This is a genomic window from Rheinheimera nanhaiensis E407-8, from assembly GCF_000296695.1.
Lineage (GTDB): Bacteria > Pseudomonadota > Gammaproteobacteria > Enterobacterales > Alteromonadaceae > Alishewanella > Alishewanella nanhaiensis.
On the sequence record NZ_BAFK01000025.1, the window covers coordinates 1 to 12386 of the forward strand.

Here is a 12386-nt window from a genome sequence, read left to right on the forward strand (position 1 = left end):
ACCTGCTGGCCGACACTGACGCCAAGCGCATCAGCAATACCCTGGCCTAACACCACTTCGTTGTCATTCAGGCTTTGCAAACTACCGGCGCTGACATAACTGGCAAAATCACTAAGCTGCCGCTCAGCATCCAGCACTATACCGCGCACCTCAGCCGCCTTTACCTGATTGGCAAAGCGCAGCATGCCGTTGGTTTTAATATAAGGCGCCACCGCCTCTACGCCATTTACCCTGCTAAATGCCTGTTGCTTGCGCGGCCAGTCGCTAATGCGCTGCTGCACTGCTTCCAGCTCAATATGGGGAATAACCGACAATAAGCGCTGTTTTAACGCCAGTTCAAAGCCGTTCATCACCGATAACGCCAGGATCAACACCGCGACACCCAGAGCGATACCGCAGGTAGAGCTGGCAGAAATAAACCGGATAAAACCACTGCTATGGCGGGTGTTACGGTAACGTTTTGCCAGCTGCCAGGCCAGATTAGCCATGTGCGCGCTCCAGGTGGCCATCGCGCATCAGCTGATAGCTATCCAGCTTGGAGGCCAGCGCCAAATCATGCGTGACCACGATAAAACTGGTGCCTAAATCACGGTTTAAACTGCGTAATAACTGATACACAGTCTCAGCAGTGTGCTGATCCAGGTTGCCGGTTGGCTCATCCGCCAGCACCAGTGCCGGCTCACCGACTAACGCCCTGGCGATGGCTACCCGCTGGCGCTCACCACCGCTCAGCTCAGCCGGCCTGTGCGTTAAGCGGTGCGACAGCGCTACCCGCTCCAGCATCTGGGCGGCACGCTTTTTTGCTTCAGTGGCGTTAAGGCCACGAATTAACAGCGGCATGGCAACGTTTTCTACTGCGCTAAAATCCATCAACAAATGGTGAAACTGATAAATAAAACCCAGTTGCCCGTTACGTAAACGGGCTTTTTCAGCACCGCTCAGGCGTGCTACGTCCTGGCCCAACAACAACAGGTTGCCACTGTCAGCCTGATCCAAGGTGCCCAGAATATGCAGCAAGGTACTTTTACCCGAGCCTGAGCTGCCCACCAGCGCCAGCATCTGGCCGCTATCCACCGCTAAATCAACGCCATGTAATACCTGCGTGACCTGCTGGCCATCACGGTAACTTTTACACAGCTTGCTTGCCTGAAGAACCTTATTCATCACGTAAAATTTCCGCCGGATTAATACTTACCGCCCGTCTGGCCGGATACCATACCGCCAGCAAGGTCAAACCTATGGCGCTTACTAAAATTAACGCTAACTGCGAAAAACGGATGTCGACCGGCAGCGCTACGCCGGGTGCCAGTTGCAAGCCAAACAGCGCCATAATAGGGTTAAGCTGCCAGCACAATAAAATACCGGCCAGTACCCCCCCCATAGCGCCCAGCACACCGTTCACTAAGCCCTGCACCGCAAACACATTAAACAGCTGGCGATCATTCATCCCCAGGGTTTTTAAAATGGCAATTTCGGCTTGTTTATCGGTAACCATCATCACCAGCGCCGAGACAATATTGAAGGCTGCGACCGCTACTATCAGCAGTAACATCAGCCACATCATGGCTTTTTCCATCGCAACGGCCGAAAACAGCTTGCCGTGGCTTTGCCGCCAGTCCTGCACCGTTAACTTGCTATCTGTTGCCAGCTGCGCCGCAATAGCAGGTGCAGCAAAAGGCTCGGTTAAACTTAGCCGCCACTGCGCATGCTCGCGCTGGCTGCCGAGTAAACGGGTTAAATCGGCCAAATTCGTTAGCGCAATCAGCTTATCTACGTCCGAGCCGGTTTCCAAAATACCGGCCACGACAAATAAGCGCTGGCGTGGCACCCAGCCCATTGGCGTATAACTGCCGGCCTGCGGCAACATAAAACGCACCTGATCACCCACCGACACCTCTAGCTGCTCGGCCAAACCACGGCCTAAAATGACAGCATAGCGCTGGCGGGAAAACTCCGTCCAATCGCCCAACAGCAAGGCTTGTTGCATAAAGGCCGGTAAAGCATCGGTTTGCACCCCCTGCAGCAGCACACCAGTGAGCTGACGGGGCGATTGCACCAACGCCTCGGCTTGTAAAAACGGGGTAATTTGTTGTATCTGACGCTGCGTAAGTAACGGCGCCTGCCAGCTGTCGTACGCTGTCGGCGCGGTAACCACAATATGCGGGATCACGCCCAGAATACGTTTTTTCAGCTCACCTTCAAAGCCATTCATCACCGAGCTGACAATAGTCAAGGCCATAACGCCAAGAAAAATGCCGGCCAGTGAGAACAGCGTGATAAACGAGATAAAGGCATTGCCTTTGCGGCTTTGGCTGTAGCGAAGGCCGATAGTTAAACTGACTGGCAACGGCATCCTAATATTCAGGACAAGGCCTGCGTTAGATGGTAAAGTGACGCCGATCATAGAGATAATTGTCAGTGGTGACAAGCAACTTACGAAGGTCACAGCATGAGTGAGTTAACACTTGAGCAGTTAGCAGATGCCTATCAGGATTATTTCAGTGTTGAGCACAGTATCAGCCTGAATATACGCCCTATACCCGGCCCACTGCCAGATGAAGCCGCCCTGTTAAACGCCATACCGCCGCCATTTCTGCTGGCGAGCGAGGCTAACAGCTTAAATAGCTCAGCACTGCGCTCATTAAACCGGCTGGGCGAGCTGGCCGAAGAGCTGGCCAATTATCTGCAGCAGCAAGCCAGAAAGATCGATTTATTACTGCACTACGTATTGCGCCAGCAAGATAACGACGCCCACCGTTACACCAGCCTGAGCTACGGCGGTAGCGGCTGCAGTTATCTGGCCGACAGCCCGATGGATACATTACAGGTTGTTGAAATTAAATTGTTTTTAGATAACAACGACGGTGCGGTGTTTTGCTACGGCCAGGTATTGTCGTGCCAGCCACAGCAGGACAAATGGCAGGTCACACTGGTGTTTTCCCGTATCCGCGAAGAAGATCGCGAGCTGATAGTGCGCGCCAGCCTGCATCAGCAGTCACGTTTACTAAAACAACACGCCCAACGGCGCCAGCAGCAAACGCAAGGTTAGCAGCCGGCCTCTTAGCATTAAGGTTACTCGTTTTACATGGATCTGATTGTCAATTTACCGCAGATTAAACAGCCCGCCGACCAGCTGCACTGGGGCAATCTGCAAGGTGCGGCGCTGCCGCTGGCTATCGCACAGCTGTTATCACAACAACGCGGTGTTTATCTGTTGCTGGTGCCCGATACCCCAAGCGCCCTGCGTCTGGAGCAGGAGCTTGCTGTGTTTAACAAACACAGCAACTGCCCGCTGCTTAGCCTGCCAGACTGGGAAACCCTGCCTTATGATGTGTTTTCACCGCATCAGGACATTATTTCGCAGCGGTTAAAAACCCTGCACCAGTTACCTACGCTAAAACAAGGCCTGGTGATCGTGCCGGTCAGCACCTTACTGCTGCGGTTGTGTCATCCGGATTATTTAGCCCAGTACAGTTTTTTAATTGCTAAAGGGCAACAGGTCGATTTAGCCGCACTAAAGCGCCGTCTGGTCGAGGTGGGTTACCGTGCAGTTGAGCAGGTGATGGAGCATGGCGAGTTTTCTGTCCGCGGCTCTATCGTCGATTTATACCCGATGGGCGCCAGCACGCCCTATCGCATCGACTTTTTCGACGATGAAGTGGACGGCATCCGCACCTTTGACCCGGACAACCAGCGCAGCCTGGCACAGGTTGATGCCATAGAGCTGTTACCGGCGCATGAATTTCCCACCGACAGCGCCGCTATAGAGCGTTTTCGTCTGGCCTATCGTGCCCGTTTTAACGCCCGTACAGAAAAAGAATCCTTGTATCAGCAGGTTAGCCAGGGCGTATTACCGGCCGGTATTGAATACTACCTGCCCCTGTTTACCGAAAAAACCGCCAGCTTATTTGATTATCTGCCAAAGGATTGCCGCTGCCTGCTGCTGGGCGATATTCAGCACAGCGCAGACAAATTCTGGCAAGAGCTGAAACGCCGTTATGATGACAGGGCTATCGATTTACTGCGGCCTATTCTGCCACCGGCAGAGCTGTATTTATCAGTCGACCACTTATTCGCCGGCATCAAAAGTTATAGCCGCATCCGCTTAAGCCAGGCCGAACTTAGCGTCAAAGCCGGTCAGGGTAATCTGCGACTGGCCAAGCTGCCGGACCTTAGCGTTAACCATCAGCTGAGCCACCCGCTGCAGGCGCTGCAGCAATTTATTCTACAGTTAAAACAGCAGCGCGGCCGGGCCGTGTTTTTTGTTGAAAGTGAAGGCCGCCGTGAAAGCCTGCTGCAGCTTTTACACAAAGCCGGCATGCATATCAGCCAGTTTACTGATTTAACCGCTTTCGAGCAAAGCGACGCCGATGTTGGCATAGTGATAGGCGCGCTGGAGCAAGGCGCCTGGTTGCTTGAGCCTGCCCCGCTCGCGCTTATCAGCGAAAACGAGCTGTTTGGCCAGAAAATCAGCCAGCGCCGGCGGCGCAAACGCAGCCAGCAAATATCCAGTGATACCATCATCCGTAATCTGGCCGAGCTGAATATCGGCCAGCCGGTAGTACATTTACAGCATGGTATTGGCCGTTATCAGGGCCTGCAGCTACTGGATGCCGGTGGCATCAGCGCCGAGTTCGTCACCATTGAATACGCCGGCAGCAGCAAACTTTATGTACCGGTAAGTTCCCTGCATTTACTTAGCCGCTACAGCGGCAGTGATGCCGAACATGCCCCGCTGCATAAACTGGGTAACGATGCCTGGGAGAAATCACGGCGCAAAGCGGCAGAAAAAGTGCGCGATGTCGCCGCCGAGCTACTGGATGTTTACGCCCAGCGCGCCGCCCATCAGGGTTATGCCTTTAAGCTGGACGAGGAGCAATACCTGGCCTTTGCCGACAGCTTTCCGTTTGAAGAAACCGCCGATCAGCAAGATGCCATTGATGCCGTGCTGCGTGATATGCAAAGCCCGCAGCCAATGGATCGGCTGGTGTGCGGTGATGTTGGCTTTGGTAAAACCGAAGTGGCGATGCGCGCCGCCTTTGTCGCGGTAAATGATGGCAAACAGGTGGCGATCCTGGTACCTACTACGCTTTTGGCGCAACAACATTATGAAAACTTTAAAGATCGTTTTGCCAACTGGCCGGTACGGGTTGAAGTATTGTCACGCTTTATCAGCGCCAAAGCGCAAAAAGCCATTTTGGACGATGCGCAAAGCGGTAAAGTGGATATTTTAATTGGCACCCATAAGCTGTTACAGGACGATATCACTCTGAAAGATCTCGGCCTGTTGATTGTTGATGAAGAGCACCGCTTTGGTGTGCGGCAAAAAGAGAAAATTAAAGCACTGCGCGCCAATATCGACATTCTAACGCTAACCGCCACGCCGATTCCGCGCACGCTGAATATGTCTATGTCGGGCATGCGTGACTTATCTATTATTGCCACCCCACCGGCACGCCGGCTGGCAGTGAAAACCTTTGTGCGTGAATACGAGGTCGGGCTTATCCGCGAAGCGGTAATGCGCGAAATTCTGCGCGGCGGCCAGGTATATTTTTTACACAATGACGTTGCCACCATTGAGAAAACCGCAGCAGATTTAGCCGAGCTGTTGCCCGAGGCGATTATCGGCATAGCTCACGGCCAGATGCGTGAGCGCGAACTTGAGCAAATCATGGCTGATTTTTACCATCAGCGCTTTAATGTGCTGCTGTGCTCTACCATTATTGAAACCGGTATCGACGTGCCAACTGCCAATACCATTATTATTAACCGCGCCGATAATTTTGGCCTGGCGCAGCTACATCAGCTGCGCGGCCGGGTTGGCCGCTCACACCATCAGGCTTATGCTTACTTACTAACACCACCGCCGAAGCGGCTAACCAAAGATGCAGAAAAGCGGCTGGAAGCCATCGCCAGCCTGGAAGATTTAGGCGCCGGCTTTGCCCTGGCCACCCACGATTTGGAAATACGCGGTGCCGGCGAGCTGTTGGGCGATGAGCAAAGCGGCCAGATAGAATCGGTTGGCTTTAGCCTTTACATGGACATGCTGGAGCAGGCCGTGCAGGCGCTGAAAAACGGCCGCGAGCCCAGCCTGGATGCCATGCTAAGCCAGCAAACCGAAATTGAACTGCGCATCCCGGCGCTGCTGCCCGACAGCTATATTCCGGATGTTAACCTGCGGCTGTCCTGTTATAAAAAACTGGCCTCAGCCAGAAGCAGCGAAGAGCTGGACGAAGTGCAGGTAGAGCTTATCGACCGTTTTGGTTTACTGCCCGATGCGGCGAAGAACCTGGTGGCCATTGCCGAGTTTAAATTACAGGCCGAGCAACTGGGCATCAGGCGGATAGAAGCCAACAGTAAAGGTGGTGTGGTAGAATTTGGCGACAAAACGGCGGTATCGCCAGCTTATATTATTGAGCTGATTCAAAAACAATCGCGGGTATTTAAACTGGAAGGTGGCCAGAAGCTGCGTTTTGCTATTGCCTCTAACGATGGCAGCGAGCGTCTGAGCCTGATAGCCAATATGCTTATCGATTTTACCAAACATAAGGTAGCGAAATGATAACAGCAATCAAAGGCGCTGTGCGCCGCCGGGCCTGGCTGGCACTGGCGTTAACCTCCCTGGTTAGCAGCACACTGAGTGCGCAGGAACAGCGCTGGTTTGAAGTAGAAATGTTGATCTTCAGCCAAACGCCACCTGCAGCGCTCAAGGAGCACTTTAGCGCGCCGGTCACGCCGGTTAAACCGGGCCGGGCCTATGATCTGCTCACGCCATTATTGCAAGCTGATATCAGTGCGCTGTTAACGGATTTACCACTGTGCCAGCAGCCAGCCGTCGAGCCGTTCAGCCTAATGCTACAACACAGCCTGCTGTTACCACGGGCCATGCCCCGCTCCTTGTGCATTATTGAGCCGCAGCCACAACCCTGGCAGCTAAGCCATGTTATGCAGCAGCGGGTGCTCAATACCACACTGCCCTATCCACAGCAGTTGGCAGCGGTAATTACCGGCAGCGGCGAGCACCGTAACAGCCCTTACCTGGCCGATGCCGCAGCACTGCAGTTTAGCGACATTGCCAGCAAGATAAGACGGCTGCCCGGTAACCAGATTTTACTGCACACTGCCTGGCGCCAGGCACCGGTATCAGAGCGGCGCGCCATTGCCAGCCGCTGGTTTGCCGGCACCAATTACAGCCAGCAATTTGATTACTGGGGCCAACCGCTGGCAACCACTATAACACCGGCGCTTGTCAGCCCGCTCGATGCCACAATGCCGTTAGTGGCAGCCGATGACAGCAGACAAGATGAAATGCTGGGCAATATCGAGCTGCTGCTGCAACAATTACAGGCCAATAGCCAATTGCCGGCGGCACAAAACAGCCAGCTTGACAGTATCAGTGCCGACTCTGTACTGACCGCTAACCAATTACCGGATCAGGTATGGCAGTTAGATGGCTTATTTAAACTGCATCTGGACCACTATCTGTTTGTTAACACCGAATTTAACCTGCGCCTACCAGGCCAGGATAAACTTAACACCATTTATGTACGGCAAAGCCGGCGGGTGATCAGTGGTGAAGTGCATTATCTGGATCATCCGTACCTGGGTATAGTGCTGCAAATTCGCCGTTATGAGCCACCACAACCCGATACCGGAACAAAATTTGAGCAACAAGTGCTAACAGAGTAATAAAATTATGACAAAGGCATTGCCAAAACGATGGCAACTGCCTAAGCTTGCCGCGTCATTACATTTTTAAACAAAACTGTACGGGTAAACAGGATGTTATTTTTATATATTTCCCTACAGTGATTTTATTTCGCAGAGCATTATGGACGATTTAACCCCAATACCGGAGTTTACTCCGAAGCAGTATTTACTGTTATTGGCGTTGTTAGTGGTTGCCAGCAGCTGCAACCCGCTACTCAGTTGGTTGTTGCCATCACTGGCCGGCAGTGTCTGGATCACGCTGTTACCGCCATTACTGGGTTTGTTTCAGTTATTATTGTTATTCCGCAACCTGGGTATTATCCGCTTACCCGGTGTCGCCTGCTATTCGGCCCTGTTGGCGCCGTTATCGGTGTTAAGCTTTTACCAGTTTGTCCTGCACTAACATCCCGCAGGTGTTTTAGGCTATGATAGCGGCCACTTTTGCAGTGGCCCTGTGCTTGGCTTAACGCCGCTGCGTACTCTTTTGCTTGGTTATAGGTAGTAACGGATGTCAATTAACTGGTTCCCGGGCCATATGCATAAGGCCCGCAAAGAAATTGCCGAAGTCATGCCGCAGGTCGATATTATTATCGAAATGTTGGATGCTCGCATTCCGTTTTCCAGTGAGAACCCGCTGGTGCCGCAGCTACGCCGGGGCACCCCCTGTATCAAGGTGTTAAACAAAGCTGATCTGGCCGACCCTGCACTAACCGCGCGCTGGGTTGCGCACTTTGACAGCCAGTCTGGCATTAAAGCCATACCGATAAGCCAGCAAAACCCCGAGCAGATCCGTGCCCTGCTGCAACTGTGTAATGAGATGCTACCCGAGCGCAACTTAGATATACGTGGGGCTCGTGCCATGATAATGGGCATTCCTAATGTGGGTAAATCTACCCTAATTAACACCCTTGCCGGGCGCACTATTGCCAAAACCGGTAACGAAGCCGGTGTCACCAAGATGCAGCAGCGTATTAAGCTGGATAACAACGTCATTTTAACCGACACACCCGGCTTTTTATGGCCCAAACTGAGCCCGCCAACCTGCGGCTATCGCTTAGCGGTCACCGGCGCTATTAAAGATACGGTGTTCGACTACGCCGACATTGCCATGTTTGCTGCCGACTACCTGCTTAAGGCCTACCCGGACGCCGTTATGCAGCGCTTTGGTTTAACCGAGCTGCCAGAAAACGATTTAGCCCTGATGGATGCCATCGGCCAGAAACGTGGCGCCATGCGTAAAGGCGGCATAGTAGATTTGGAAAAGGCCGGCAGCATCTTAATTACCGAGCTACGTGCCGGTAATTTGGGCCCTATCACCCTGGAAACACCAGAAATGGTGAGCCAGGAACAAATAGACGCCAAGGCCGAAGAAGCAGCAAAAGCGAAAGAAAAGGCCGAGCGTGAAGCCGAGAGAAAACGTAAAGCAGCGCGCAAATATCGTTAAGCGTTTGATTTGCCTCGCGCTTAATTGCTGGCGTTATCTGTAAAATGCCCCCGTTTAATACGGGGGCATTTTTTGGCAAATGTCAGGACTTTTTGCTATGCCAGGCATGATACAACGCTGGCAATACCACTAGCGTCAGTAAGGTAGCAGAAATAATGCCGCCTATTACCACAGTAGCCAATGGTCGCTGCACTTCAGCTCCGGTACCGGTATTTACTGCCATAGGTACAAAGCCCAGGCTCGCCACCAGTGCTGTCATCAATACCGGACGTAACCGGATCAACGCGCCTTCAACCACGGCATACAGTAAATCGCCTTGTTCCTGCCACAGCTGGCGCATAAACGATACCATTACCAGACCGTTCAGCACCGCAACACCAGACAAGGCAATAAAGCCGACACCGGCTGAAATAGACAACGGCATATCACGTAGCCACAGTGCCAGTACGCCCCCCGTCAGTGCCAGTGGCACACCGGTAAAGATAATTAACGCATCTTTGAGCGAGTTAAATGCCATCACCAACAAGGCGATAATCAGCAATAAGGTTACCGGCACTACGATTGCCAGCCGTTTACTGGCGGATTCTAATTGCTCAAAAGTACCGCCATAATCCAGCCAGTAACCAGCGGGCAGGCTGACGTCGGTACTAATCCGCTGTTTCAGCTCGGCAACAAAGCTACCCAGATCGCGCTCGCGCACATTAGCCGATACCACAATACGGCGCTTACCGTTTTCGCGGCTGATTTGTGCCGGTGCTGGTTGAATATCCAGCGTAGCAATTTCATTTAGCGGTACATAGCCCCCATCCGGCGTTGGAATAGGTAGCCATGACAGGTTATCAATATCACTGCGGATTTGCTCCGGTAAACGTACTATTAGCTGAAACCGCCGATCACCCTCGTAGATTAGCCCTGCCTCTTCGCCACCAATCGACATGGCGATGAAATCCTGAAACTGGCTGACTGTTAGTCCGTAACGCGATAAAGCCGTTAGCTTTGGCATTACCGACAGTACCGGTAAACCGGATACCTGTTCTGTTTTCACATCAGCCGCGCCGCTAATACTGTTGGCAACCTGCTCAATGCTGTTTGCTACGCTTAACAGCACATCTAGGTCATCACCAAACACTTTAATGCCCACATCCGAACGCACACCAGAAATCAGCTCGTTAAAACGCATCTGAATCGGCTGGGTAAACTCATAATTATTGCCAGGCAGTTGTTCCAGTGCTTGCTCCATTTCAGCTACCAGCGCCGCTTTGGTTTTACTTGGATCCGGCCATTCGCTACGCGGTTTTAAAATAACAAAGTTGTCTGCAACGTTCGGCGGCATCGGATCAGTTGCTACCTCCGGCGTACCAATTTTGGCAAAAACCTTATCAACTTCCGGAAATTGCTTAATCCGTTGCTCCAGTACTTCCTGCATTGCAACTGACTGCTCCAGCCCGGTACCGGTTACCCGCATCGCGTGCAGGGCAATATCGCCTTCATCCAATTGCGGGATAAATTCCGATCCCATGGAGGTGGCAAGCCATAAACAAACCGCGACCAGCAGCGTTGCCAAGCCAGCAACCAGCAAACGCAGCTTGATTACGGCATGCAACACCGGACGATACAGTGATTTTGCAGCCACAATAACCCGGCTTTCCTGTTCGTTGATTTTACCGCTCATAAACACGGCAACGGCAGCAGGAACAATGGTCAGTGACAGCACCATAGCGGCCAGTAATGCCATTACTACCGTAGCGGCCATTGGGTGAAACATTTTGCCTTCAACGCCGGTCAGGGCAAAAATTGGGATATACACTACCGTGATAATCGCTACCCCAAACAAACTGGGTTTAATCACTTCGGTCGTTGCAGCAAACACCACGTTTAAGCGTTCGCGCAGTGCCAGCAAGCCACCATTTTGGTGTTGTGCCATTCCTAAGCGCCGGATACAGTTTTCGACAATAATCACCGCACCATCGACAATCAGGCCAAAATCCAGCGCTCCCAGGCTCATCAAGTTAGCTGATACGCCTTGCTGCACCATACCGGTAATGGTGGCCAGCATTGCCAGCGGGATTACGGCAGCGGTAATCAGTGCCGCACGGATATTACCCAGCAACACAAACAGCACCACAATGACCAGTAATGCGCCTTCCAGCAGATTTTTTTGCACAGTCGCAATGGTTTTATCTACCAGCGTGGTACGGTCATATACCGCTTCAACAATCACATTTTCCGGCAGTGAAGCTTTTATCTCTTCCAGCTTTTGAGCAGCATCACGGGCAACGGTCCGCGAGTTTTCACCCAGCAGCATCATCACCGTACCCATTACGGTTTCGTGGCCGTCACGGGTGGCGGCACCGGTACGTAACTCTTTGCCAAGCCCAACTTCTGCCACATCTTTTATCCGGATAGGTACTGAGCCATTTAACGCCACCACCACATTTTCAATACTACTGATAGTACTGAGCTGGCTGGGCGAACGTACCAGTAATTGCTGGCCATTACGCTCAATGTAACCTGCCCCACGGTTAGCATTATTGCTAAGCAGTGCTTCTGACAGTTGCGGCAACGTAATACCCATGGCCAGCATTTTTGCCGGATCAGGCATCACATGGTACTGCTTGTCATAACCACCGATGGTATTAACCTCAACCACACCGGGCACTTGCGCCAGTTGCGGTTTGATAATCCAGTCCTGTACTTCACGCAAATACATGGCATCCAGCGGTTTGCCATTTGCATCAGTAGCGCCGGGTTTAACATCGACGGTATAAACAAATATTTCACCCAGGCCAGTAGCAATGGGGCCCATTTGTGGTTCCAGCCCGGCTGGCAGCGCATTCTTGATACTGCCAAGCCGCTCATTAAGCAGGTTACGGGCAAAATAAATGTCGGTGCCTTCTTCAAACACCACCGTTACCTGTGACAGCCCGTAACGTGACAACGAACGGGTATATTTTAGTTTTGGCAAACCATAAAGCGCCGTTTCCACCACAAAGGTAATCCGTTGTTCGGCCTCCAAAGGTGAATAGCCGGGCGCTTCAGTGTTAATTTGCACCTGTACGTTGGTAATATCAGGTACTGCATCGATAGGTAATCGCTGGTAACTCCACAGCCCGGCGCCAATCAGTAACAAGATCAGGCCCAGCATCAGATACCGTCGCTCAATTGAGAAACGAACGATAGCTTCAATCATGTTTATCTCCTTTTCATCTGCCTGAGCCAGCAAAGGTTACGC

General features: G+C 52.3%; 9 protein-coding genes. 5 read left to right on the plus strand and 4 right to left on the minus strand.

Features of this window, described 5'->3' with window-relative positions; translation table 11 throughout:
- The 3 genes from RNAN_RS16055 to RNAN_RS16065 form a co-directional block, all read right to left on the minus strand.
- A partial coding sequence (locus RNAN_RS16055; protein WP_040552362.1) for an ABC transporter permease occupies window positions 1–488 on the minus strand: 488 nt, incomplete at its 3' end.
- Window positions 481–1164 carry a lipoprotein-releasing ABC transporter ATP-binding protein LolD gene (gene lolD / locus RNAN_RS16060; protein WP_008223715.1) on the minus strand — a complete coding sequence of 228 codons (684 nt, stop codon included), beginning with the start codon at window positions 1162–1164 and terminating at the stop codon, window positions 481–483. The genes RNAN_RS16055 and lolD, both read right to left, overlap by 8 nt.
- Window positions 1157–2353, minus strand: a complete 1197-nt coding sequence (locus RNAN_RS16065; RefSeq protein WP_040552364.1) for a lipoprotein-releasing ABC transporter permease subunit — start codon at window positions 2351–2353, stop codon at window positions 1157–1159. The genes lolD and RNAN_RS16065 overlap by 8 nt, the downstream gene beginning before the upstream one ends.
- 96 nt (window positions 2354–2449) lie before the next feature.
- Between RNAN_RS16065 and RNAN_RS16070 the strand changes: the two genes are divergently transcribed.
- The 5 genes from RNAN_RS16070 (at window position 2450) to ylqF (ending at window position 9154) form a co-directional block, all read left to right on the plus strand.
- Window positions 2450–3049 carry a PilZ domain-containing protein gene (locus RNAN_RS16070; RefSeq protein WP_008223719.1) on the plus strand — a complete coding sequence of 200 codons (600 nt, stop codon included), beginning with the start codon at window positions 2450–2452 and terminating at the stop codon, window positions 3047–3049.
- A gap of 36 nt (window positions 3050–3085) precedes the next feature.
- Window positions 3086–6562, plus strand: a complete 3477-nt coding sequence (gene mfd, locus RNAN_RS16075; RefSeq protein ID WP_008223722.1) for a transcription-repair coupling factor — start codon at window positions 3086–3088, stop codon at window positions 6560–6562.
- Window positions 6559–7689, plus strand: a complete 1131-nt coding sequence (locus RNAN_RS16080; RefSeq protein ID WP_008223724.1) for a CsiV family protein — start codon at window positions 6559–6561, stop codon at window positions 7687–7689. Before mfd ends, RNAN_RS16080 begins: the two co-directional genes overlap by 4 nt.
- A 142-nt stretch (window positions 7690–7831) precedes the next feature.
- Window positions 7832–8113 carry a hypothetical protein gene (locus RNAN_RS16085; protein ID WP_008223725.1) on the plus strand — a complete coding sequence of 94 codons (282 nt, stop codon included), beginning with the start codon at window positions 7832–7834 and terminating at the stop codon, window positions 8111–8113.
- Between the two features lie 105 nt (window positions 8114–8218).
- Entirely contained in the window at window positions 8219–9154 is a 936-nt protein-coding gene (ylqF, locus tag RNAN_RS16090; protein WP_008223727.1) for a ribosome biogenesis GTPase YlqF, read from the plus strand.
- Window positions 9155–9236: 82 nt separating this feature from the next.
- Here ylqF and RNAN_RS16095 read toward each other — a convergent pair whose 3' ends face one another.
- Window positions 9237–12344 carry an efflux RND transporter permease subunit gene (locus RNAN_RS16095; RefSeq protein WP_008223728.1) on the minus strand — a complete coding sequence of 1036 codons (3108 nt, stop codon included), beginning with the start codon at window positions 12342–12344 and terminating at the stop codon, window positions 9237–9239.
- Between the last annotated feature and the right edge of the window lie 42 nt (window positions 12345–12386).